This is a genomic window from Pseudomonas agarici, assembly GCF_900109755.1.
GTDB classification, from domain to species: Bacteria; Pseudomonadota; Gammaproteobacteria; order Pseudomonadales; family Pseudomonadaceae; genus Aquipseudomonas; species Aquipseudomonas agarici.
Genome location: NZ_FOAR01000006.1, coordinates 36,345 through 58,828, shown reverse-complemented (window position 1 = coordinate 58,828; position 22,484 = coordinate 36,345). Strand labels below are relative to the sequence as shown.

The window sequence follows — 22,484 nt, the reverse complement described above, 5'->3', positions numbered from 1 at the left end:
TTGCTCTCCCCTGTAGGAGTCGGCTCACCGCCTCCTGGCAGGCGGCAATTGCGTTGGGCCGCCCCGACACTGACCGCCCATGGCCCGGCGCTCGCCGATATCGCGACGACCCGCAGCAAAATCGCCAACCGGCGATGCGTCAGCCGAGTTGACGCGGAATCCGATAGAGGTAGAACACCACCACGGTGGACACCACCAGTAATACCAACGGCACTGCCTCCAGGCCGACGAATACCGCCAGGGCGCCGATCCAGGCAGGCAACGCCGCCACCACCAGCGCCTTGCGTCGAACATTCGCCAGGGCAATCCAGGCTGCCGGCTCTTCGGGGGTATCCAGGACAGCCTGGGTCGCGATCAGCGAACGCTTGTAGGCACCGAAAAACCGCAGACTGATAAACATCGAGGCTACGCCGGCAATGAACAACGGCATCGCCAGCACCGGCAAAAGCGGCGGCGACTGACCGAACAACCCGTTGGCGACAACCAGAGGCAACACACTCAGTACAAGTTGCTGGTACCAACTGATCGCCAGCCGGCGCTTCGCTTGCCCACGGGTCACGCCGAATCGGCCTCGCTCTGATGTTCATTGCCCATCATGTGACCGAGCTTGTCGGCCTTGGTGGCCAGGTAGAGTTTGTTGTGCGGGTTGTGCCCGGTGTGCAGCGGCACCCGCTCGGCGACAGTGATGCCCATATCGGTCAGCGCCTTGACCTTGCGCGGGTTGTTGGTCATCAGACGCAGGGATTGGATGCCCAGGTGCTCAAGCATCGGCAGACAGATGGCGTAATTGCGCAGGTCGGCGGCAAAGCCCAGGCGCTCGTTGGCCTCCACCGTGTCGGCACCGCCATCTTGCAACTCATAGGCACGGATCTTGTTCATCAGGCCGATACCACGGCCTTCCTGGCGCAGGTACAACAGCACCCCGCGCCCCTCGCGGGCAATCGCCTGCAAGGCAGCTTCCAGCTGGGAACCACAATCACAACGCTGGCTGAACAAGGCATCGCCAGTCAGGCACTCGGAGTGCACGCGGCCAAGAACCGGTGCACCATCAGCCACATCCCCAAGCGTCAGCACGACATGTTCACGATTAGTAGCTTCTTCGAGAAAGCCGTTCATGGTGAAGGTCGCAAAAGGGGTGGGCAATTTAGAAGCGGCGACGAAGACGACAGGCACCATATGCTCCTGATCAGTATGAGGACTGGAGATTCGCGGAGGTTGCAGTGTAGCAGGAGCATCCTACAGAAGCTTAAGTGGAATTATCCATGATAACTATCAATAAGTTTGATCGGTCGCGGCGGGTGCGCCGCTCTCGAACGGATAAGGCTGTTTCCAGCGTTCGAACAACTTGCGTAACCGAGCGCCCTTGACCAATTCATCCATCCGTCGGTCATACAGGGCCAGCAGCGCCCGCCCTCGCTCGCTATCGGAAAAGCCCAGGTACAACGGCAGCTCTACCAGGTGGGTACGGCGAAACACCGAAGGGTCCGGGGCCTGGCTGAGAACATAATCAACCTCGGTCAGGGCGTCGATGTAATAGTCGGCGCGGCTGTGCCGCAACATCGAGAGAATACCATCGCGGCGACGGATCTCGTTGAAGTGGTGCGCATTAGGCAGATAGTTCTGGTACTTGTAGCCACGCACCCAAGCCAGACGATAGGCACCCAGGGTCTCCAGACTGGGCGCAGGGTTACTGGCCAGCCCCAGGGCGTAGATATGGTCGGTATCGAAGTTCCAGCGCGGGTACAGAACGCCACTGATTTCCTTGCTGTAGGAGCCGACCCAGGCATCCGCTTCACCGCGCTCCACCAGGCCGACCGAACGGAGGTAGGGTTCGCTGCGGGTCTCGACCTTGACACCCAGCGGCTCGAATACCTCGCGCAGCACGTCCCAGGCCAACCCGCTGCCATCGGCATTGGTGTAGTCCAGCCAGACCTCGCTGACCAGGCGGATTTGCCCAGGCAAACCGGGTGTTTCAGCGGCCCAGACCAACGGGCAGAACCACAACGATAAAAACAGTCCCCACAACCGACAGCCAGACATACCCAATTCCTCAGGCAAGGAAATGAACCAATCCCTGCATGGCAAGCCAGGCGAACACCCCGGCCAGCACATCGTCCAGCATAATCCCCACACCGCCCCGCACATGTCGGTCGATCCAGCGGATTGGCCAGGGTTTGAGGATATCGAAGAAGCGGAACATCACAAACCCCGCTAGCAGCCAGTACCAGCCTTCCGGTACCAGCCACAGCGTGATCCACATGCCGACCATTTCGTCCCAGACGATGCCTTCATGGTCATGCACCCGCAGATCGTCAGCCACCTTACCGCACAGCCAGAAGCCGAACAGCATGGTGATGCCGAGCATCAACCAATAACCCCAATCCGGCAATATCTGCCATAACGGGATAAAAGGCAGCGCCACCAGCGAACCCCAGGTTCCCGGCGCCTTGGGCAACGTGCCGGAACCGAAACCGAAGGCGAGGAAATGCCAGGGATTGCGCCATACCGAGGGCGGCACGAATTCGGCCGGGACCTGTTGGGGATGATCTGTCACGGTGTCTCCGGAAAATGTTGGTAGCCCCGGACTTGCGGGGTAATGTCCTGGCCAGCGGCATCCAGCAGCGCCACGCCCTGCCCGGCGACCACTCGCCCGACCGCCCGTACCGACGCATGGCCGAGCAACAACCCAGGCAATTCGGCGGGTGGCAAGGTAAACGCCAGCACATAATCGTCACCGCCACTCAGCGCAGCGTCCCAGGCTGAAGTCTGGCCGAGAAACGCCAGCAATGCCGCAGACAATGGCAGCTTTTCCCGTTCAATCAGCAAACGCACCCCGGACGCCATCGCGATATGCCCACAATCGGCCAGCAAGCCATCGGATATATCCAATGCCGAGTTCGCCTTTCCACGCAACGCCAGGCCCAAGGCGAACTGTGGCCGAGGCGACCAGTAGTGGGCCAGCAGCGGTTCGGCAATCATCGGGACGGCGCTCCGCTGGCCCAGCACTAACGGCAAAGCGCCAGCAGCATTGCCCAGGTCGCCCCCCACACAGAGCAGATCGCCGACCTGGGCACCGCCACGGGTCAGCGCCTGCCCGGCTGGCACCCGACCAAACACCGTTAGCGTCAGGCTCAGGGGCCCGCGTGTGGTATCGCCGCCTACCAGCCGCAGATTGCAATGCCGCGCCATCTGGTTCAAACCTTGGGCGAACGCCTGCAGCCAGCTCGCTTCGTTGTGCGCCAGGGTCAGGGCGAGGGTAAAGGCGATGGGCGTGGCGCCCATCGCGGCCAAGTCACTCGCGGCGACGGCCAGCGCACGTTGCCCGAGCAGGAAAGGATCGCAGGGGTCAGAGAAATGCACACCCGCCACTAGCGTATCGGTGGAAATCGCCAACTGTTCCCCAGGAGGAACACTGAGCAGGGCGCAGTCGTCGCCGATCCCCAGTTCAACACCTTCGCCGGTCCGCGCACAGGGCGCGCAGGCAAAGAAGTTACGGATCAGTTCGAACTCGCCCATGGGAAGTGCAAGCGCCGATCAGCGCTTGAAGGCCTTCACTTCAGCTTCACGCAGGTTCGGCGCCAGCTTGTCGAGCACACCGTTGACGAACTTGTGACCGTCGGTGGAACCATAGACCTTGGCCAGCTCGATCCCTTCGTTGATCACCACACGGTACGGCACGTCGACGCGTTTGAGCAGCTCCCAGGTGGACAGGCGCAGGACCGCCAGTTCGACCGGGTCTAGTTCCTCGATCTCGATGTCCAGGCACGGCGTGAGCGCGGTGTCGATCTCGCTCTTGAACTGTGGAACGCCGTGCAGGATGTCACGGAAGTAGGCACCGTCGACGTCGCTAAAGTCGTTATCGACCCGGAACTGCGCTTCGATTTCGTTCAGCGACTGCTTGGCCATGTGCCATTGGTAGAGCGCCTGAGTCGCGAGCTGACGGGCTTCACGACGCTTGGCACTCTTGGATGGTTTGCCATGGCCCTCGGGCTTCGGATCGCGCGGGTTGAAACGATCGCTTTCGTCGCTAATCACACCGCCTCCAGCTGCGACAGCAGGCTGACCATTTCCAAGGCGGACAGGGCAGCCTCGGCACCTTTGTTACCGGCCTTGGTGCCGGAACGCTCGATGGCTTGTTCGATGGAATCAACGGTCAACACGCCGAAAGCGACCGGCACGCCGAATTCCATGGATACCTGGGCCAGGCCCTTGGTGCACTCGCCAGCGACGTATTCGAAGTGCGGAGTGCCACCACGAATGACCGCGCCGAGGGCAATGATTGCCGAGAAATCGCCTTTCTGCGCGACTTTCTGCGCAACCAGCGGGATTTCGAAGGCGCCAGGCGCACGGATGAGGGTGATGTCGCTTTCGCTCACACCGTGACGAACCAGGGCGTCAACGGCACCGCTCACCAGGCTTTCGACAACAAAGCTGTTGAAGCGGCCGACCACCAGGGCATAGCGGCCTTTAGGGGCGATGAAGGTACCTTCGATGGTCTTCAGGGTCATTCGACAAATCTCTTAAAGAGCCGGGACACGCCAAAGTACGCGCCCCTCAGTGATATTTGAACCGCGAATAAAAAGCCGGCGCCAGCCAGGCTTTTATTCGGAGGGCACGTATTCTACTACTTCCAGGTCGAAACCGGATATCGCGTTGAACTTCATCGGCGCACTCATCAGGCGCATCTGCCGCACACCGAGGTCACGCAATATCTGCGAACCCGCCCCCACCGTGCTATAGGTGGTGGGGTTTTTCGTCGGCACAGAGTCGGCGCTTTCACGGATATGCGCCAGCAGCACATCGCCATCCAACGGATGTCCAAGCAGCAGCACCACGCCACTACCCGCCTCGGCCACGGCGGCCATAGCGGCCCGCAAACTCCAGCGGCCCGGTTGCTTGACCATCAACAGGTCGCGCAACGGGTCCATGTTGTGCACGCGCACCAGGGTCGGGACTTCGGCGCAGACATTGCCCAGAGTCAGAGCCAAGTGCACATCGCCTTCGACCGAATCACGATAGGTCACCAGGGTGAAATGGCCCAGCTCGCTGTCCAACGGTTGCTCGGCAATCCGCTGAACGGTACGTTCGTGGATCATCCGATAGTGGATCAAGTCGGCGATAGTACCGATCTTGATGTGGTGTTCAGCGGCAAAGGTTTCGAGTTCGGCGCGACGGGACATGGTGCCGTCGTCGTTCATCACTTCGCAGATCACGCCGCTGGGCTCGAAACCGGCCATGCGCGCCAGGTCGCAGGCAGCCTCGGTGTGGCCGGCGCGAGCCAGGGTGCCGCCCGGCTGGGCCATCAGCGGAAAGATGTGGCCAGGGCTGACGATGTCCTCGGCCTTGGCATCCTTGGCGGCCGCCGCTTGCACGGTACGGGCGCGGTCGGCGGCGGAAATGCCGGTTGTGACGCCTTCGCTGGCCTCGATCGACACGGTGAACTTGGTGCCAAAGCCCGAACCGTTGCGCGGCGCCATCAGCGGTAGCTTGAGCAATTCGCAACGCTCGCGGCTCATCGGCATACAGATCAGGCCACGGGCGTGCTTGGCCATAAAGTTGATGTGTGCAGGCGTGCAGCATTCGGCGGCCATGATCAGGTCGCCTTCGTTCTCGCGATCTTCATCATCCATGAGGATGACCATCTTGCCCTGGCGGATGTCTTCGACCAGTTCTTCAATCGTGTTGAGTCCCACGCGGCACCCCCTTTTCTTTCAAGACTTGAGATAGCCGTTGGCGGCCAGGAAACTTTCGCTGATGCCGCCGCTCGACGGCTCCGCAGCCTTGTTACCGAGCAACAGACGCTCCAGATAACGGGCCAGCAGATCGACTTCGAGGTTGACCCGACGTCCAGGACGATAGTCGGCCATGATCGTTTCGGCCAGGGTATGCGGGACGATGGTCAACTCGAACTCGGCGCCATTGACCGCGTTGACCGTCAGGCTGGTGCCGTCGACGGTGATCGAGCCTTTGTGGGCGATGTACTTGGCCAGGTCTTTCGGAGCACGGATGCGGAACTGGATCGCCCGGGCGTTTTCTTCACGGGCAACGACTTCGCCGACACCATCGACATGACCACTGACCAGATGACCACCCAGGCGGCTGGTTGGGGTCAGGGCCTTTTCCAGGTTGACCCGGCTACCGGCCTTCAATTCGTTGAATGCAGTGCAGTCCAGGGTTTCACGGCTGACGTCAGCCCAGAAACCGTCGCCCGGAAGCTCCACGGCGGTCAGGCACACACCGTTGACCGCGATGCTGTCACCGAGCTTGACGTCGCCCAGGTCGAGCTGGCCGGTTTCTACATAGACCCGCACATCGCCGCCTTTTGGGCTCAGCGCACGGATACTGCCGATGGATTCGATAATGCCGGTGAACATGAAATCCTCCTCGAGAACGAGCCAGCGCAGGGGCGCAAGGCGTGAATTATACGCCGGATGCCGGGTCAGGTATTGCGGTGACTCGCCAGTTATCGCCCACTGCGCGCATTTCAGTGATCTTCAACTGCGGGGCCTCGCTCATCTGCTCCAGCGGCCAATCCAGCAGCGGGCGCGCACGGGAACCGAGGAACTTTGCCGCGACAAATATCTGGTATTCGTCCACCAAGCCCTGGCGAGCAAAGGCTCCGGCCAGGCGCGGACCGGCCTCGACCAACAGTTCATTGACGCCACGGGCTGCCAATTGGCTCAGCAACTGGGGCAGGTCAACCTGGCCGTCGCTGCCCGGCACGCTCAGGACCTCGTGCCCTGCGGCCTGGTAGTCGGCGCTGACGGTCGCCGCGCACGTCACCACCAGCGCCGGACCTGCCTGGAAGAAAGCCGCGTCGAGCGGCACCCGCAGGCGCCCGTCGATCAGTACCCGCAACGGCGGCCGACGCTCGGCCAAGGCCGTCAGTTCGGGGTCCAGCCCCAGTTCGGCGGCACGCACGGTCAGCCGGGCATTATCGGCCAATACCGTATCGGCGCCGGTGAGCACCGCGCTGGCCTGAGCCCGAAGTCGTTGCACGGCGGAGCGCGCGGCAGGCCCGGTGATCCACTGGCTTTCACCACTGGCCATGGCGGTGCGACCGTCCAGGCTCATCGCCAGCTTGACTCGCACCCACGGCAGACCATGTTCCATACGCTTGAGGAAGCCCTGGTTGATCGCCCGCGCCTCGCCTTCGAGCACGCCGCTGAGCACCGTGACCCCAGCATCGGCCAGGTGCTTGAGACCACGTCCGGCGACCTGCGGATTGGGGTCCTGCATGGCCGCGACCACCCGGCCCACGCCAGCCTTGACCAGTGCGTCGGCGCACGGCGGTGTACGACCGAAGTGACTGCACGGCTCCAGCGTCACGTATGCCGTCGCGCCACGGGCGTTTTCGCCCGCCTCGCGCAAAGCGTGGACTTCGGCATGGGGCTCGCCGGCTCGCACGTGCCAACCTTCGCCGACCACTTCGCCGTCGCGCACAATCACGCAACCCACCCGTGGGTTAGGGTGCGTCGAGTAGCGCCCCTTACGGGCCAGCTCCAGGGCCCGGGCCATGTAGTGGGCATCGAGAATCGCCTGTTCGGTGGCAAGGCTCATTGATGGACGGGCTCCCGGGCGAGACGGTCGATCTCTTCACGGAACTCGTTGAGATCCTGGAAACGACGATAGACCGAAGCAAAGCGGATATAGGCGACTTCGTCGAGTTTCTGCAACTCGCTCATCACCAGCTCGCCGACGATCAACGACTTGACCTCGCGCTCGCCGGTCGCCCGCAGCTTGTGCTTGATATGCGCCAGCGCCGCTTCCAGGCGCTCGACACTCACCGGGCGTTTTTCCAAGGCCCGCTGCATACCGGCGCGCAGTTTTTCTTCGTCGAAGGGTTGGCGACTGCCGTCCTGCTTGATCAGGCGCGGCAAAACCAGTTCGGCGGTTTCAAAGGTAGTGAAACGCTCACCGCAGGCCAGGCATTCACGCCGGCGGCGCACCTGTTCGCCCTCGGCGACCAGACGCGAATCGATGACTTTGGTGTCGTTGGCACCACAGAAGGGACAGTGCATGGTGGCAGGCAACAAAAAATGGGAGGGTCATGGTAGCGCATCCCCGTGGCAAGACAAGCCATAGGGTTTGCGGTATACAGTCGGCGGACTAACGTTATTCCATCAGAACCACCGCTTTGCGCCTCAGTTGGAGTTGTAGATGTCAGTACGACCGCTTGTTTTGCTCAGCCTCGCCGGCCTGCTTGTCGCTTGCAGCGGCGCCCCCAAGCCCGAGCCGGCCCCGCCCCACCAGGTTCAGACAAAAAAACCGCTAAGTCCCTACGAAGAACTCGGCCCGCTGCCGGCTTTCCAACGCGAACTGAGCGGCACCCTGCTCGGCGTGCCGGCCAATGCCGAGGTCGAACTGGCGCTGCTGGTGATCGATGAGCGCGGTCGCCCGCAACAACTGCTGGCCAGCAGCAAGATCAACGGCACCGGCCAGGTGCTGCCGTTCCGCCTGCGCTTCAATCCGGAGGTGTTTCCGCCGGACAGTCGCGTCGAACTGCGCGGGCGCGCCAGCCAGTCCGGGCAACTGATCCTGCACCTGCCTTCGGTGTCGGTGGACCAGCCGACCACTCAGGCCATGGGTGAATTGCAATTCGTCAGCGCGCCTTGAATCCAGCACTCGACCCACTAGCGGCCTGTGTGGCTCAACCGCCGCTTTCGGCCCACCCGCCCCAGGCCTTATAGTTGCACCATCCCCCCCGCTCTTCGAGATTCCCGATGACTCAGGACACGCCCTACATCTTCGACGCCACCGCTCTGAACTTCGACCAGGCGGTGATCCAGAACTCGTTCCACAAGCCAGTGCTGGTGGACTTCTGGGCGCAATGGTGTGCGCCCTGCAAGGCCCTGATGCCGATGCTGCAACAGGTCGCCGAAAGCTATCAGGGCGAACTGCTGCTAGCCAAAGTCGACTGTGATGCCGAGCAGGACATCGTCGCCCGTTTCGGTATCCGCAGCCTGCCGACCGTGCTGTTGTTCAAGGACGGCCAGCCGGTGGACGGCTTCGCCGGCGCCCAGCCGGAGTCGGCGGTACGCGCCATGCTCGAACCCCATGTACAAATGCCAGCGCCGGCCGCGAACGATCCTTTCGAACAGGCCCAGGCGCTGTTCGGCGAGGGCCGAATCGCCGACGCCGAAGCGACCCTGGTGGCGCTACTGGACGAAGACAACAGCAACGCCCAGGCGCTGATCCTCTACGCCCGCTGCCTTGCCGAACGCGGTGAACTGGACGAAGCGCAAACCGTGCTCGATACGGTCAAGGGTGACGAACACAAGGCCGCCCTGGCCGGCGCCAAGTCCCAGTTGACCTTCCTGCGCCAGGCCGCCGCGCTGCCGGATACCGCCGACCTGAAAGCCCGCCTGGCCCAGAATCCACTGGACGACGAAGCCATCTATCAACTGGCAATCCAGCAACTGGCCCGCCAACAGTACGACGCCGCGTTGGATGCCTTGCTTAAGCTGTTTACCCGCAACCGCGGCTACAGCGAAGGCCTGCCCCACAAGACCTTGCTGCAAGTGTTCGACCTGCTGGGCAACGACCATCCGCTGGTGACTACTTACCGACGCAAGTTGTTCGCGGCACTTTACTGAGCCACCTCACTCGATCTCGAACAGGCGGATGTATCTTCATCAAGTCATGAAGGCTCTTGCTCCTGGAAAGGCGCCAGTGAACCGCGGCGTTCGCCGAACAGCTGGGGACGGCTGTTGCGCCGTGCCGAGGCGGCCTGCAGGACCTGAATGTCCCGGGGGGTAAGGCTGGACTTGCGGCTGGGGGCCGGGCTCGGTTCATTGCTGCGTGTGCTGAGATCACTGGCGCGCCGGCCCACATGGCCCGAGAGCTGGTTCCAAGCGGTATTACGGACCATTGGATATTGCCCACCATGTTGCTGGATGAACGCATTCAACGCTCCTGGGTCGCGCAGGATTGTAACCGGCCCATGCTCGCCTAGTTGCCGTGGCAAAATCAGCGTGGCGGGAAAGTTGTCTTTCAGATCACTTTGGGGGTTTCCCTGATCGGCACCATGGTGCACCAAGCGCCAGGCGGCGTTGCCTGGTTGGTCGAAATCGATGTCGGGACGCAGCCGTTCATTGATCTGATTAGCGATGCGCCGCTCCAGGGCCGTGATGTGGTCGGTCCCGCCATCCTTCGGGCCACCGGGCATGACGCCCGACAAGGGATCGCGTAGACCCGGTTGCGACAAGCGCCGGTTGGTTTGCTCGCCCACTTGCCCCCAATTGGGCATGATTACGAACAGGTCATAATCGGCCGTCAGCGGTTTGTCCTGGAGAGGATCGTCTGGTTGTCTCATGGGTGCCAGCACTTGCACCGCCTCTCCTCCATGCAGAATTTCGAACGATTTGCCGTTATCGGCGAGTCGGGCGGTGAACTCGGTAGAGTCGCCGGGGAGCGTGATCTTACGTGTGCCATCGCTCAACGGTGCATGCAGCCGGATCAAACCCTCGTCCTGCAGTAGCCCCAGACGCTCTTGCGGTAGCCGCAGCGCAATGGCCCTGGCGTGTTGCTTTTCCAGCACCGTCTTGATGTCTTGGTCTGCCTTTGCGATCGCTTCCGGTCCGCGGCCACGCACCTTGCTGAGCGCCTGTTGTACCGGAATGAAGCCGTAAAGCGGCCCCAGGTCGGAACTCTTACCCTTGATCTGTTGGCTCTTGGTCGGATGACCCTGTTCGACCAACGACCTGTTCAGTGGATCGAAAGGCCTGAAGGCGATCACGCAGTCATTTTCACGAGCAATGTGATGCAGCTTACGCAGGTGTTCGGCGGGAATGCCGGTATTGCCACCGACCTGTTGGATGCTGTGCTCAAGTACCTGTGTCGCGTCCATGGCTTGCGCCGGCGCGTGGACGTCCTCCGTGCCGCTGGAGCCAAAGGAGAAATTGGGGTTGAAAAGAGAATGATCGATCGGATTCATGAGCTGTCCTGAAAGCGTAGCCCCCCCGCAGAATAGGCAGCGGCTTTGCGGCCTTTGTCTGCGGCGCAGGTTTTAGCGAGCGTTTGACAGTAGATTCAGCAGGCTGGCCCGACCCATAGGAACGCCAGCCCTGCGGTCCGCCTACTTTTGAGTGGCGTCGTGAGGCTACTGGGTTCCAGCCATGCGTGATTGGTATTTCCTATCTGCGAGGGTAGTGAAGCTCCCCATTGATTTCGGTCGACCATTGGGGGTCAACATCGGCACACCCTCCGCTACAGCTTTTGCTAGCGCCTCAACGCTTTCAGCGGCCGCCCTGGTTTTGAATGTGCTCGCTTCGGTTAGGCGGTAGGTGCCTCCAAAGCCGAGGTCTTCGTCGCCAGCCAGGAAATAATCTTGGGGATGTAAACGCAGTCGACGGGTGGTCATGAGCATGGCGAGCCGACTTTCAACACCACATGGGCGAGCGCGGATACATTTCGTACAGAGCCTGATAGGGTTTGCGCACAACACTCCATACCCAGCTTCTTCGCAAAGCCAGAACCGGCGCTGTCGGCCTGCGCAACAAACCGCCCCACCTAACAGATGCCGTCCGTGAAGTCAGCAATACACCTGCTTAAGCATCGCTCCAACTATAGAGCGGCGAATCCGTCCCACTCACCACCTTGACCTCACCACAGTGGCGCAAGCGCACCAATAAGCGTTTGCCCGCCGCCACACTCCCGGTCAAGCCCTCCAATTGCCCCAGCAGTTGTGGACCGTCGATCTGCCCGGCTTGGCGCACCAAGTCCTTGGCCATCTGCCACACGGCATCGTCCTGGCTCATCGGCCTGGCCATCACCACTGGCTCCTGCCGTTTCTCCACCTGCAATTGCGCACCCAGCCGGGCCCAATCGCCGTCATCCAGCTCCACTGTCAAATCTACCGGCCACTCGCCGATGGTTCCGCGAATCCGCACCATAAACTTTCCTCAAAATCCTTGACCGAATAGCCCAGCAGGCATGCTCCCACGCGTCAGCCGGATCGCCAAGCAGGTGGTTGAAAGCGTAATAAATTGTTATAAGATCACATAACAAAATACCTTTTGTGGTTTCTGGAGAAACGCTATGCGTCGCCTGCTTCTCGCCCTGCCTTTTGCCTTGCTACCCTTGATTGCCGCCCAGGCCCATGAAACAGAACACGCCAGCCTGGGTGCTCACGAACATGGCGTCGCTCGCCTGAACGCGGCCCTGGACGCGCAAACCCTGGAACTGGAACTGCAAAGCCCGGCGATGAATCTGCTGGGCTTCGAACACACCGCCACCAGCGACGCCGACAAGGCCAAGGTCGCCGCCGTGCGCGCCCTGCTCGACAAACCGCTGGCGCTGTTCCAACTGCCCAAGGAGGCCGGTTGCGTGCTTGCCAACCAAGAACTGGAAAGCCCGTTGTTCGGCGATCCGGCCCCGGAGGACGCCGACCGCGATGAGGATGATAACGACCACGCCAAGGGCACCGGCGAGCACCCGCATCATCACGACCACAGCGAAATCCACGCGCATTACCAATTCAACTGCGCCACGCCGGCAGCGCTCAAGCAACTCGACCTGACCCAGGTCTTCAAGACCTTCCCCGCGACCCAGAAAATTCAGGTACAAGTCATCTCGCCAAGCGGCCAGCAGGGCGTGGATGCGACACCGAAGGCCGCTACCCTGAAGTTCTGATCCATCTCCATTCCCGTTGGAATGGGCTTATGTGTGTCCGTGGGAGCGGTACCGGATCGGGGCGGCGTCGCGGCGAAGCTTTCCGCGATCTCAAGGCCCCTCTCGCGGGTAAGTACCGCTCCCACAACCCGTTCCGCCTCCACCAGGAGCACACCACTTGTGAATCGGCCCCAATGACCCAAGCACTTATCGAACTGTCCGACCTGGGCTTCAATTGGCCCGGTCACCCGCTGTTGCTGGACATCCCCGCGTTCCGCCTGGAGCCCGGCGAGACTTTGTTTCTCAAGGGCCCCAGCGGCAGCGGCAAGACCACCCTGCTCGGTCTGCTGGGCGGCGTGCAGAAACCCAGCCGGGGCAGCATCCGCCTGCTCGGCCAGGAGCTGACCGAGCTCGGGGCCGGCGCCCGCGATCATTTTCGTGTCGATCACACTGGCTACATTTTCCAGCAGTTCAACCTGCTGCCGTTTCTCTCGGTGCGCGAGAATGTCGAACTGCCCTGTCGTTTTTCCAGGTTGCGCGCCAGCCGCGCCAGCCAACGCCACGGCAGCATCGACCAGGCCGCCGCGACCTTGCTCGCGCACCTCGGCTTGCAGGACCCAGCGCTGCTGGAACGGCGCGCCGACTCCCTGTCCATTGGCCAGCAGCAACGCGTCGCCGCTGCCCGCGCACTGATCGGCCAACCGGAACTGGTGATCGCCGACGAACCGACCTCGGCCCTCGATTACGACGCCCGCGAAGCCTTTATCCAATTGTTGTTCGCCGAATGCCGGGAAGCCGGCTCCAGTCTGCTGTTCGTCAGCCATGATCAAAGCCTGGCGCCACTGTTCGATCGTCACCTGTCCCTGGCCGACCTGAATCGCGCGACCGCGCCCGCGGAGGTTTGAGATGTATCTGTTACGACTGGCTTTGGCCAGCCTGGCTAACCGCCGCTTTACCGCCATTCTCACGGCCTTCGCCATCGCCCTTTCGGTCTGCCTGCTCCTGGCGGTGGAGCGTGTGCGCACCGAAGCCCGCGCCAGCTTTGCCAGCACCATCAGCGGCACCGACCTGATCGTCGGCGCTCGCTCGGGCTCGGTTAACCTGCTGCTGTACTCGGTGTTTCGCATTGGTAACGCCACCAACAACATCCGCTGGGATAGCTTCGAGCACTTTGCCAGCAGCCCGCAGGTGAAGTGGGCCATCCCGATTTCCCTCGGCGACTCGCATCGCGGCTATCGGGTGATGGGCACCAACGAAGCCTACTTCGAGCATTATCAGTACGGTCACCAACAGCGCCTGGAACTGGCCGGCGGTCGCGCCTTCGCCGGCGATCCTTTCGAAGTGGTACTCGGCGCCGAAGTCGCCGATGCCTTGCACTACAAGCTCGGTGACCAACTGGTGCTGGCTCATGGCGTCGCGACAATCAGCCTGGTCAAGCACGACGACAAGCCGTTCACCGTGGTCGGTATCCTCAAGCGCACCGGAACCCCGGTGGACCGCACGCTGCATATCAGTCTCGGCGGCATGGAGGCGATCCATATCGACTGGCACAACGGAGTACCGGCCCACGGCACCGGGCGGATCAGCGCCGATCAAGCGCGTAACATGGACCTCACGCCCCAGGCGATCACCGCCTTCATGCTCGGCCTCAAGAGCAAGATTGCGACTTTCGCCGTGCAGCGCGAGATCAACGAGTACCGGGGCGAGCCGATGCTGGCGATCCTTCCGGGGGTGGCCTTGCAGGAACTCTGGAGCCTGATGGGCACGGCGGAAAAAGCCCTGTTCGTAGTCTCGCTGTTTGTGGTGCTGACCGGCCTGATCGGCATGCTGACGGCGATTCTCACCAGCCTCAACGAGCGCCGCCGGGAGATGGCGATCCTGCGTTCGGTGGGTGCGCGGCCCTGGCATATCGCCAGTCTACTGGTGCTGGAAGCCTTTGCCCTGGCACTGTCCGGCGTGGTCGCCGGGCTGGGTCTGCTGTACCTGTGCATCGCCTTGGCCCAGGGTTATGTGCAGTCGAACTACGGGCTGTACCTGCCGTTGTCCTGGCCAAGCGAATATGAATGGAGGCTGCTTGGCGGTATCCTCGTCGCCGCCCTGTTGATGGGCAGCGTGCCGGCCTGGCGTGCCTATCGGCAATCCCTGAGCGATGGCCTGTCCATCCGTTTATGAGTGTTTGTGTGATGAAAAAACCTGTGTTGTCCCGCTTGCTGTTGGCGCTGCTGTTGTTGGCGGCTCTGCCGTCATGGGCCAAGGACGAACCGCGGGAGCTGGCCTGGCAGGAAATGATTCCGCCGGACGCGCCGCCGGAACTGCCGGATATGCGCCCGCTGCATGACTTGTCGCAGTTGGGCAACATGGACCCCGAGGCCGCTCCGGCGGCCAGGCAGAGCCTGCCGGACGCGCCGGTGGTCAAGGCCCTCGATGGCCAGCATGTGCGATTGCCCGGCTATATCGTGTCACTGGAGGTGAGCGAGGAAGGCCGCACCACCGAGTTCCTGCTGGTGCCGTATTTCGGTGCCTGCATCCATGTGCCGCCACCGCCGTCGAACCAGATCGTGCATGTGACCAGTGAGCTGGGGGTCAAGCTCGACGAGTTGTACCAGCCGTACTGGATCGAAGGCGAACTGCAGGTCAAGCCAAGCACCAGCGAGCTGGCGGATGCGGGGTACGGCATGGAGGCACAAAAGATCTATGTGTACGAGTTGCCGGAATAAGGCAATTGACCTTTCATTGAGCTGAGTCAAAGACTCGATCAGCTCGCTCTTTACCATTGACTCCAGTGAATTCGAAATGTCTTCTGGAGTCCTTCCATGCACAAATCCTTACTCAGCGCCGCCTTCGTTGCCCTCGCCTGCGCCGCCCCGCTTGCCCATGCCCATGAGGCTGGTGACATCATCGTTCGCGCCGGAGCGATCACGATCAATCCGAGCGCCGACAGCTCCAGCGTCAAGGTCGATCGCGGCCCGCTGGCCGGCGCCAATCTCGGTGGCAAGGCGACGATGGGCAGCGACACTCAGTTGGGCCTGAACTTCGCCTACATGGTCACCGATCACATCGGTCTCGAACTGCTGGCCGCGAGTCCGTTCGAACATGACGTGAAGCTCAAGAACACCGCGCTAGGCGCCGCCAACGGCAAACTCGGCACCCTCAAGCACCTGCCACCGACCCTCAGCGTGGTGTACTACCCGCTCGACCACAAGTCGGCGCTCCAGCCTTACCTCGGTGCTGGCATCAACTACACCTGGATCTACGACGAGCATGTCGGCAGCGAAGCCAGCGCCGCTGGTTTCGACAATTTCCGTGCGAAGAATTCTTGGGGGCTGTCCTGGCAGGTCGGTGCCGACTATATGCTCACCGACAAATTGATGCTCAACGCCCAGATCCGCTACATCGACATCGACACCACGGCCTACGTGGACAACAACGCAGTGGCGGGCGGCACCCGCGCCAAGGTCAATGTCGATGTGGACCCGATGGTTTACATGGTCGGCCTGGGCTACAAGTTCTAAGCGGTATCAGCGCCCCAGCAACCGCGCCAGTCCCACGCCGATCGGCGTCGGTTCGGGAAAGGCGAAGCGCTCCAGCAGACGCTGGTTGTTCGCCCGGGAATGACGGATATCGCCGCAGCGTGCCGGGGCATACGTCACGGGGGGCAACGGGCCGACGACTTCGCTCAGGACCTGCAGCATCTGCTTGAGGCTGGTGGAGCGGTTCAAACCAACGTTAATCGCACCTTCGTGCACCTGCGGCGCTTCGAGCGCCTGTACCAGGACGTTCACCAGGTCGCCGACGTAGATGAAATCGCGGGTCTGCTCGCCATCGCCAAACACGGTGATCGGCAGGCCTTTCTCGGCGCGTTCGCTGAAGATGCTGATGACCCCGGAATACGGCGAGGACGGATTCTGGCGCGGCCCGAAAACATTGAAAAAACGGAAGATCACCGGCTCCAGGGCATGCTGGCGTCGATAGAAATCGAAATAGTATTCGCTCGCCAGCTTGTCCACCGCATACGGTGTCAGCGGTGCCTTGGGCGTGTCTTCGACAATCGACTCACCTTCGCCGTTGTTACCATAGACCGCAGCGCTGGAGGCGAAGATTACCCGCTTCACCCCCGCCTCGCGCATGGCTTCGCAAACATTCAGGCTACCCACAAAATTGCTCCGGTGCGTGCGCACCGGATCATCCACCGAGGCTTGTACCGATGCCACCGCCGCCAGGTGCACCACGGCCTGACAACCGACCATGGCCCGGACAACCTGCGCGGCATCGGCGACATCGCCCTCGATCAGCTCGACTCGCGGGTTGTCCAGGGCGAGGTTGCTACGCTTGCCGGTGGACAGGTCGTCCAGCACACGAATCGAGTAACCTTTGGCTAACAGCAGCTCGGCCAGGTTGGAACCAATGAAACCGGCCCCGCCGGTGATCAGAATCGGCGTATCAGCCATGACGATAGAACCTGTCCAGTAAAGCCGGCAGCCCGGCGCGCCAGGCGCGCGGTTTGATGCCGAAGGTATGGAGGATTTTCTTGCACGCCAGCACCGCATGCTGCGGTTCTTCAACGGCATCCGGGCGAGCCGCGTGGGCCTGGGCGCTCGGCGCCTCGATCGCCAGCGGATGGAAATTGCGCGCCTCGCCGAGGATCGCCTGGCCCAATGCCAGTGGCGTCGTCGCCTCATGGCCGGCATAGTGATAGGTGCCCCACAGCGGCGCCGCACAGTCGAGTTGCTTGAGCACCGAAATAATCACTCGGGCGGCATCGTCCACCGGCGTCGGGTTGCCGCGCCGATCATCGGCCATCAGCAATTCTTCGGGACGCTCGGCGCGAGCCAGGAAACGTCCCAGCGTGCCGTCGATGCTATCGTCCAACAACCAGCCGAAACGCAGCAGCACATGTTGCGGACAGGTCGCGCGCACGCTCTGTTCGATGCGCCACAGCGCCTGGCCGCGCAGGCCGAGAGGAATCGGTTCGTCTTTTTCGCTGTAAGCGGTCGCCCGCGAACCATCGAACACCCGATAGCTGGACGGTTGCACCAGGACGATATTGTGATGCTGGCACAATTCGGCCAGACGCTCGATCGCGCGTTCCTGGCTGGACAGCCGTGTTTCGCTGACAGCCTCCGCCTGGAACCAGTCGAAATAGTAAGCAAGGTTGATCAACGCATTCGGGCGGGTGTCATCGAGCAATTGCGTCAGGCTCGCGGCATCCCAGCCGTCTTGCGGCGGGCGGGGGGCGAGGAAATCGATGTCTTCCTCCGCACCCAGGCGAATCAGCGCCTGCCCGAGGGCATTCCCGCCACCCAATAACATAAGGCGCATTCGCATAGAGTCAGCAGGCTCAGGTCTGTTCAGAACAATGGCGGTTTGTGGAAGAACCGAGGTTTTCCCGTTGGCAACCGCCACAATCGTTGCATTTTGCGGGTTTTGGATGCAGCCGTCACGGGGAAAGTGCCCGCAGAGTGCTTATCAGTGCAGAAAGATCACAGTGGCTGACTCAAATCCCCATTCAGCTTGCAACTTGTCCACGGCGCCCGCATAAAGTGAAGTATGAACCTTCCCGAACCGACCCCCGACGCTCTGGCGGCGTTTCATCCGGCCGTCAGTGCCTGGTTTCGCAACACCTTCCCGGACGTCACCGCCGCCCAGGCCCGTGCCTGGCCGTTGATACGCGAGCGCCAGTCGACGCTGATCGCCGCGCCCACGGGTTCGGGCAAGACCCTCACGGCCTTTCTCGCGGTCATTGATGAGCTGGTGCGACAGGGCCTGGATCAAGGCGGCAGGCTGCCGGCTGAAACCCTTATCGTCTATGTCTCGCCGCTCAAGGCGCTGTCCAACGATATTCGTATCAATCTGCAGGAGCCGTTGGCCGGCATCACCGCCGAACTCGAACACCAGGGCCTGCCCCCGTTGTCGATCAGCACGGCGGTGCGCACCGGCGATACGCCGCAGAAAGATCGCACGCAGATGCGCAAGAGCGCGCCGCATATCCTGGTCACCACCCCCGAATCGCTCTATGTGCTGCTCGGCTCCGACTCGGGGCGGCGCATGCTTGCCACCACCCGCACGGTCATCGTCGACGAAATCCATGCGATTGCCGCCAGCAAGCGCGGCAGTCACCTGGCCCTGAGCCTCGAACGCCTGCAGGCGCTGTGCCACGAGCCACTGCTGCGCATTGGCCTTTCCGCCACGCAAAAACCCATCGATGGGGTGTCGCGCTTCCTGGTGGGCAGCGAACGCCCCTGCGCGATCATCGATATTGGCCATGCCCGCCCACGGGACCTGGCCATCGAAGTACTGCCGGTGCCGCTGGGGCCGGTGATGGCCAATGACGTCTGGGAGCTGGTCTACAAGCGTCTCGCCGAACTGGCCCAGGCACATCGCACCACCCTGGTGTTCGTCAATACCCGGCGCCTGGCCGAACGGCTGGCCAAGCATGTGAGCGAACGCCTGGGCAAGGATGCGGTGGCCGCCCACCACGGTAGCCTGGCCAAGGAACAGCGCCTGGAGGCCGAACAACGACTCAAGCGCGGCGAGCTTCGGGTGCTGATTGCCACGGCTTCGCTGGAGCTGGGCATCGATATCGGCGAGGTCGAGCTGGTCTGCCAAATTGGCTCGCCAGGCTCTATTTCGGCGTTTTTGCAACGGGTCGGGCGCTCCGGCCACCAGATCGACGGAACGCCCAAGGGCCGCCTGTTCCCGACCTCGCGCGATGACCTGATCGAATGCGCCGCGCTGCTCGACTGCGTTCGCCGGGGCGAGCTGGACACCTTGCTGATTCCCCGAGCGCCGCTGGATGTACTGGCACAGCAGATCGTCGCCGAAGTCAGTTGTCAGGAGTGGCAGGAAGCCCCGCTGTTGGACCTGATCCGCCGTGCCAGCCCCTATGCCGGGCTCGACGAATCACATTATCAGGCCTTGCTGCGGATGCTCGCCGAGGGTTTCAACAGTCGCCAGGGGCTGCGCAGCGCCTATCTGCATCGGGATGCGATGACACGCACCTTGCGTGGCCGACGCGGCAGTCAACTAACGGCGCTCACCAGCGGCGGGACCATTCCGGACAACGCCGACTATGCCGTGCTGCTGGAACCCCAGGCCCTGAATATCGGCAGCGTCAACGAAGACTTCGCGATCGAAAGCATTCCCGGCGATGTGTTCCAGTTGGGCAACAGTTCCTATCGGATCCTGCGCGTCGAAACCGGCAAAGTGCGGGTCGAAGACGCCCATGGCCAGCCGCCCAGCATTCCGTTCTGGCTGGGCGAAGCGCCAGGACGCAGTCACGAACTGTCTTTCGCCGTGGCACGCCTGCACGGTCAGCTCGATGAGCGACTGGCAGCCACGCCCGGCAACTTGCAGCCCAGCATCGACTGGTTGTGCGACAGCCTCGGCCTGGAACTGGCCTGTGCCGAACAGATCGTCGAATACCTCGCCCGTACCCGATTGGCCCTGGGTGCCCTGCCGTCCCAGGAGACCCTGGTGATGGAGCGGTTTTTCGACGAATCCGGCGGCACTCAATTGATCATCCACACGCTGTTCGGCAGCCGGATCAACCGTGCCTGGGGCCTGGCCTTGCGCAAGCGCTTCTGTCGCACTTTCAATTTCGAATTGCAGGCCGCCGCGAGCGAGAATGCCATTATTCTGTCGCTGTCCACCAGCCACAGCTTTGCCCTGGATGAGGTCTGGCGTTATCTGCGCAGCAACAGTGCCGAGCAGATCCTCGTCCAGGCGGTCCTCGACGCGCCACTGTTCGGCGTGCGTTGGCGCTGGAGTGCCGGGGTCGCGCTGGCATTGCCGCGCTTTGTCGGCGGGCGCAAGGTGCCACCACAAATCCAGCGGATGAAAGGCGAAGACCTGACAGCCTGCGTCTTCCCGGACCAGATCGCCTGCCTGGAAAACCTCGCTGGCGAGCGCGAGATTCCCGATCACCCGCTGGTGGAGCAGACGCTCGACGATTGCCTGCACGAAGCCATGGACTGTGACGGTTGGCTGGCCCTGCTGCGCCGGATGGAAGCCGGCGAGGTGCGGCTGATTGCTCGCGATCTGCCGGCGCCGTCGCCGCTGGCGGCGCAAATCCTCAACGCCAAACCCTATGCCTTTCTCGACGATGCGCCCCTGGAAGAACGGCGGACCCAGGCCGTGCTCAATCGGCGCTGGAGCGACCCGAGCAGCACCGACGACCTCGGCGCGCTGGATCATGAGGCCATCGTCGCAGTCGGCGCCGAAGCCTGGCCGCAACCCAACGGCACCGACGAAATGCATGAGGCGCTCATGAGCCTCGCCGTGATAAGCGATACCGAGGCGCACGCCAATGACCGCTGGCCGGACTGGCTCGAAGCCCTGGCCGCCAGCGGTCGCGCCACCTGCCTGTGGGTCGACGACCGGCGGTTTTGGGTCGCCCTGGAGCGCCTGACCTGCCTGCAAGCGCTTTATCCGCACGCCACGCCACAACCGCCGTTGCAGCCACCGGCGGACTTCGCTCAAGCCTGGGAGGCCGACGTCGCCGCCGTCGAAGTGGTCCGCGCCCGTCTCAGCGGTTTTGGCCCGCTGTCACTGCGCGAGATCGCCAGCCCTCTGGGGTTGGCCGAGGGGCGATTGGCCCAGGCCCTGGCGAAACTGGAAAGCGAAGGCTATGTGCTGCGTGGGCAATTCAGTCCTGCGGCGACGTCGGAGCAATGGTGCGAACGGCATCTGTTGGCCCGCATCCACCGCTACACGGTCAAGCGCCTGCGGCGGGAGATCGAACCCGTGGCTTTGCAGGATTTCATGCGTTTCCTGTTCGACTGGCAGCACCTGTCCAGCGTCAGCCAAGCCCAGGGCAGTGCTGCGTTGCCAATGATTGTCAGCCAGCTCGAAGGCTACGCGGCCGCCGCCGGGGCCTGGGACAGCGATCTGCTGAGCGCTCGCCTGAAGGATTATTCGTCGACCTGGCTGGATGAACTGTGTCGTTCGGGCAAGCTGGTCTGGAGGCGTCTGAACGCCCGTAACAAGGCCGCCAATACGACACTGCGCAGCACGCCGGTCGTGTTGCTGCCGCGCAGTCAGGCGTTGCTGTGGGGCAGCCTGGCGCAACAGACTGCGGTCGAGGAACTGTCGCCGCGAACCTTGAAAGTTCACGCGGCCCTGAGCGAGCACGGCGCACTGTTCTTCGATGAATTGCTGCATGAGGCTCACCTGCTGCCGACCGAGCTGGAGACCGCGTTGCAGGAACTGGTGGGCGCCGGCCTGGTGAACGCCGACAGTTTCGCCGGGCTGCGAGCACTGATCACCCCGGCCAGTAAACGTCAGGCGCGCGCCGGTCGACGCGGGCGCGGAGCGTTTGTCGGCGGAATGGACGATGCCGGGCGCTGGGCATTGCTGCGACGGCCCTCAACGACCGCTGTCGGCGGCGAACGACTGCCGGAGGAAACCCTCGAGCAGGTCGCCATGACGTTGCTGCGTCGTTATGGCGTGGTGTTCTGGCGCTTGCTGGAACGGGAAGCCGAATGGTTGCCGAGCTGGCGCGATTTGTTGCGCACGCTGCATCGACTGGAAGCCCGTGGCGAAATTCGCGGCGGACGTTTTGTCAGCGGGCTGGCCGGCGAACAGTTCGCCTTGCCCGAAGCCATTGCGCTGCTGCGCGAGGTGCGCCGCCGCCCCCTGGACGGCAGCCTGGTGGCGGTGTGTGGCGCCGACCCGCTGAACCTCGCCGGCACGCTGTTACCGGGCAACAAGGTTCCGGCGCTGGCGGGCAATCGGCTGGTGTATCGCGATGGAGTACCGGTGGCAGCCGAAGTCGCGGGCAAGCAGGTGTTCTGGTTGGAACTGCAGCAGCAGACGGCGGCCGAGGTCCGGCAGAAACTGGTCCAGCATCGCGGGCCTTGAACAGGCGCCAGCGG

At 62.6% G+C, this 22,484-nt stretch carries 23 protein-coding genes; 8 read left to right on the top strand and 15 right to left on the bottom strand.

Annotation, left to right across the window (positions count from 1 at the left end):
• Positions 1–139: 139 nt before the first annotated feature.
• From BMX68_RS07520 to nrdR, 11 genes are all read right to left on the bottom strand, one after another.
• Positions 140–559, bottom strand: a complete 420-nt coding sequence (locus BMX68_RS07520; RefSeq protein WP_017129930.1) for a hypothetical protein — start codon at positions 557–559, stop codon at positions 140–142.
• The gene (gene ribA, locus BMX68_RS07515) at positions 556–1,173 is read right to left on the bottom strand and encodes a GTP cyclohydrolase II (RefSeq protein WP_026012965.1); all 618 of its coding nucleotides are present in this window, start codon (positions 1,171–1,173) and stop codon (positions 556–558) included. Before ribA ends, BMX68_RS07520 begins: the two co-directional genes overlap by 4 nt.
• Before the next feature lie 99 nt (positions 1,174–1,272).
• A complete protein-coding gene (locus tag BMX68_RS07510) occupies positions 1,273–2,040 on the bottom strand; it encodes a substrate-binding periplasmic protein (RefSeq protein WP_017129928.1) in 768 nt (255 codons plus the stop codon).
• 10 nt (positions 2,041–2,050) lie between these two features.
• On the bottom strand, positions 2,051–2,554 hold the full coding sequence (locus BMX68_RS07505) for a phosphatidylglycerophosphatase A family protein (RefSeq protein ID WP_017129927.1): 504 nt from the start codon (positions 2,552–2,554) through the stop codon (positions 2,051–2,053).
• Positions 2,551–3,516, bottom strand: a complete 966-nt coding sequence (gene thiL, locus BMX68_RS07500) for a thiamine-phosphate kinase (protein WP_017129926.1) — start codon at positions 3,514–3,516, stop codon at positions 2,551–2,553. The genes BMX68_RS07505 and thiL overlap by 4 nt, the downstream gene beginning before the upstream one ends.
• 18 nt (positions 3,517–3,534) lie before the next feature.
• Positions 3,535–4,035 (bottom strand): transcription antitermination factor NusB, encoded by a 501-nt coding sequence (gene nusB / locus BMX68_RS07495; RefSeq protein ID WP_017129925.1) that lies wholly within the window; start codon positions 4,033–4,035, stop codon positions 3,535–3,537.
• Complete coding sequence (gene ribH / locus BMX68_RS07490; protein WP_017123284.1) at positions 4,032–4,508, bottom strand: 6,7-dimethyl-8-ribityllumazine synthase; 477 nt, start codon at positions 4,506–4,508, stop codon at positions 4,032–4,034. Before ribH ends, nusB begins: the two co-directional genes overlap by 4 nt.
• Before the next feature lie 93 nt (positions 4,509–4,601).
• Positions 4,602–5,693 carry a bifunctional 3,4-dihydroxy-2-butanone-4-phosphate synthase/GTP cyclohydrolase II gene (gene ribBA / locus BMX68_RS07485; RefSeq protein WP_017129924.1) on the bottom strand — a complete coding sequence of 364 codons (1,092 nt, stop codon included), beginning with the start codon at positions 5,691–5,693 and terminating at the stop codon, positions 4,602–4,604.
• A gap of 18 nt (positions 5,694–5,711) precedes the next feature.
• The gene (locus tag BMX68_RS07480) at positions 5,712–6,374 is read right to left on the bottom strand and encodes a riboflavin synthase (RefSeq protein ID WP_017129923.1); all 663 of its coding nucleotides are present in this window, start codon (positions 6,372–6,374) and stop codon (positions 5,712–5,714) included.
• A 46-nt stretch (positions 6,375–6,420) separates the two neighbouring features.
• Positions 6,421–7,560 carry a bifunctional diaminohydroxyphosphoribosylaminopyrimidine deaminase/5-amino-6-(5-phosphoribosylamino)uracil reductase RibD gene (ribD, locus tag BMX68_RS07475; protein ID WP_017129922.1) on the bottom strand — a complete coding sequence of 380 codons (1,140 nt, stop codon included), beginning with the start codon at positions 7,558–7,560 and terminating at the stop codon, positions 6,421–6,423.
• Positions 7,557–8,021: a transcriptional regulator NrdR gene (gene nrdR, locus BMX68_RS07470; RefSeq protein ID WP_017129921.1), complete on the bottom strand. Its 465-nt coding sequence runs from the start codon at positions 8,019–8,021 to the stop codon at positions 7,557–7,559. The genes ribD and nrdR overlap by 4 nt, the downstream gene beginning before the upstream one ends.
• Positions 8,022–8,160: 139 nt before the next feature.
• On the opposite strand from nrdR, the gene BMX68_RS07465 reads away from it, so the two are divergent.
• The gene (locus BMX68_RS07465) at positions 8,161–8,616 is read left to right on the top strand and encodes a YbaY family lipoprotein (RefSeq protein WP_017129920.1); all 456 of its coding nucleotides are present in this window, start codon (positions 8,161–8,163) and stop codon (positions 8,614–8,616) included.
• A gap of 107 nt (positions 8,617–8,723) precedes the next feature.
• Complete coding sequence (trxA, locus tag BMX68_RS07460; protein WP_017129919.1) at positions 8,724–9,596, top strand: thioredoxin; 873 nt, start codon at positions 8,724–8,726, stop codon at positions 9,594–9,596.
• Positions 9,597–9,640: 44 nt separating this feature from the next.
• Here trxA and BMX68_RS07455 read toward each other — a convergent pair whose 3' ends face one another.
• Entirely contained in the window at positions 9,641–10,936 is a 1,296-nt protein-coding gene (locus tag BMX68_RS07455) for an anthrax toxin-like adenylyl cyclase domain-containing protein (RefSeq protein ID WP_017129918.1), read from the bottom strand.
• Between the two features lie 613 nt (positions 10,937–11,549).
• Complete coding sequence (locus BMX68_RS07445) at positions 11,550–11,894, bottom strand: hypothetical protein (protein WP_017129916.1); 345 nt, start codon at positions 11,892–11,894, stop codon at positions 11,550–11,552.
• A gap of 145 nt (positions 11,895–12,039) precedes the next feature.
• Between BMX68_RS07445 and BMX68_RS07440 the strand changes: the two genes are divergently transcribed.
• The 5 genes from BMX68_RS07440 to BMX68_RS07420 all read left to right on the top strand — a co-directional run bounded on the left by BMX68_RS07440 (position 12,040) and on the right by BMX68_RS07420 (position 16,124).
• Positions 12,040–12,633: a DUF2796 domain-containing protein gene (locus BMX68_RS07440; RefSeq protein WP_017129915.1), complete on the top strand. Its 594-nt coding sequence runs from the start codon at positions 12,040–12,042 to the stop codon at positions 12,631–12,633.
• 173 nt (positions 12,634–12,806) lie between these two features.
• Entirely contained in the window at positions 12,807–13,517 is a 711-nt protein-coding gene (locus tag BMX68_RS07435; protein ID WP_017129914.1) for an ABC transporter ATP-binding protein, read from the top strand.
• A 1-nt stretch (position 13,518) separates the two neighbouring features.
• Positions 13,519–14,784, top strand: coding sequence for an ABC transporter permease (locus tag BMX68_RS07430; protein ID WP_017129913.1), 1,266 nt, complete (start codon positions 13,519–13,521; stop codon positions 14,782–14,784).
• Between the two features lie 26 nt (positions 14,785–14,810).
• Positions 14,811–15,329, top strand: a complete 519-nt coding sequence (locus BMX68_RS07425; protein WP_026012964.1) for a DUF3299 domain-containing protein — start codon at positions 14,811–14,813, stop codon at positions 15,327–15,329.
• A gap of 96 nt (positions 15,330–15,425) precedes the next feature.
• Complete coding sequence (locus BMX68_RS07420) at positions 15,426–16,124, top strand: OmpW/AlkL family protein (RefSeq protein ID WP_017129911.1); 699 nt, start codon at positions 15,426–15,428, stop codon at positions 16,122–16,124.
• 6 nt (positions 16,125–16,130) lie between these two features.
• Here BMX68_RS07420 and BMX68_RS07415 read toward each other — a convergent pair whose 3' ends face one another.
• Positions 16,131–17,060, bottom strand: coding sequence for an NAD-dependent epimerase/dehydratase family protein (locus BMX68_RS07415; RefSeq protein ID WP_017129910.1), 930 nt, complete (start codon positions 17,058–17,060; stop codon positions 16,131–16,133).
• Positions 17,053–17,937 carry a sugar nucleotide-binding protein gene (locus tag BMX68_RS07410; protein ID WP_167375411.1) on the bottom strand — a complete coding sequence of 295 codons (885 nt, stop codon included), beginning with the start codon at positions 17,935–17,937 and terminating at the stop codon, positions 17,053–17,055. Before BMX68_RS07410 ends, BMX68_RS07415 begins: the two co-directional genes overlap by 8 nt.
• Positions 17,938–18,159: 222 nt before the next feature.
• Here BMX68_RS07410 and BMX68_RS07405 point away from each other — a divergent pair, with 222 nt between their 5' ends.
• The gene (locus tag BMX68_RS07405; protein WP_017129908.1) at positions 18,160–22,470 is read left to right on the top strand and encodes a DEAD/DEAH box helicase; all 4,311 of its coding nucleotides are present in this window, start codon (positions 18,160–18,162) and stop codon (positions 22,468–22,470) included.
• Positions 22,471–22,484: the final 14 nt, after the last annotated feature.

Coding starts and splice junctions, on each gene's coding strand:
- BMX68_RS07510 (WP_017129928.1), bottom strand. CDS start 2,040: ATGTCTGGCTGTCGGTTGTGGGGACTGTTTTTATCGTTGTGGTTCTGC.
- thiL (WP_017129926.1), bottom strand. CDS start 3,516: ATGGGCGAGTTCGAACTGATCCGTAACTTCTTTGCCTGCGCGCCCTGT.
- ribH (WP_017123284.1), bottom strand. CDS start 4,508: ATGACCCTGAAGACCATCGAAGGTACCTTCATCGCCCCTAAAGGCCGC.
- BMX68_RS07480 (WP_017129923.1), bottom strand. CDS start 6,374: ATGTTCACCGGCATTATCGAATCCATCGGCAGTATCCGTGCGCTGAGC.
- ribD (WP_017129922.1), bottom strand. CDS start 7,560: ATGAGCCTTGCCACCGAACAGGCGATTCTCGATGCCCACTACATGGCC.
- nrdR (WP_017129921.1), bottom strand. CDS start 8,021: ATGCACTGTCCCTTCTGTGGTGCCAACGACACCAAAGTCATCGATTCG.
- BMX68_RS07465 (WP_017129920.1), top strand. CDS start 8,161: ATGTCAGTACGACCGCTTGTTTTGCTCAGCCTCGCCGGCCTGCTTGTC.
- trxA (WP_017129919.1), top strand. CDS start 8,724: ATGACTCAGGACACGCCCTACATCTTCGACGCCACCGCTCTGAACTTC.
- BMX68_RS07455 (WP_017129918.1), bottom strand. CDS start 10,936: ATGAATCCGATCGATCATTCTCTTTTCAACCCCAATTTCTCCTTTGGC.
- BMX68_RS07445 (WP_017129916.1), bottom strand. CDS start 11,894: ATGGTGCGGATTCGCGGAACCATCGGCGAGTGGCCGGTAGATTTGACA.
- BMX68_RS07440 (WP_017129915.1), top strand. CDS start 12,040: ATGCGTCGCCTGCTTCTCGCCCTGCCTTTTGCCTTGCTACCCTTGATT.
- BMX68_RS07435 (WP_017129914.1), top strand. CDS start 12,807: ATGACCCAAGCACTTATCGAACTGTCCGACCTGGGCTTCAATTGGCCC.
- BMX68_RS07430 (WP_017129913.1), top strand. CDS start 13,519: ATGTATCTGTTACGACTGGCTTTGGCCAGCCTGGCTAACCGCCGCTTT.
- BMX68_RS07420 (WP_017129911.1), top strand. CDS start 15,426: ATGCACAAATCCTTACTCAGCGCCGCCTTCGTTGCCCTCGCCTGCGCC.
- BMX68_RS07415 (WP_017129910.1), bottom strand. CDS start 17,060: ATGGCTGATACGCCGATTCTGATCACCGGCGGGGCCGGTTTCATTGGT.
- BMX68_RS07410 (WP_167375411.1), bottom strand. CDS start 17,937: ATGCGAATGCGCCTTATGTTATTGGGTGGCGGGAATGCCCTCGGGCAG.
- BMX68_RS07405 (WP_017129908.1), top strand. CDS start 18,160: ATGAACCTTCCCGAACCGACCCCCGACGCTCTGGCGGCGTTTCATCCG.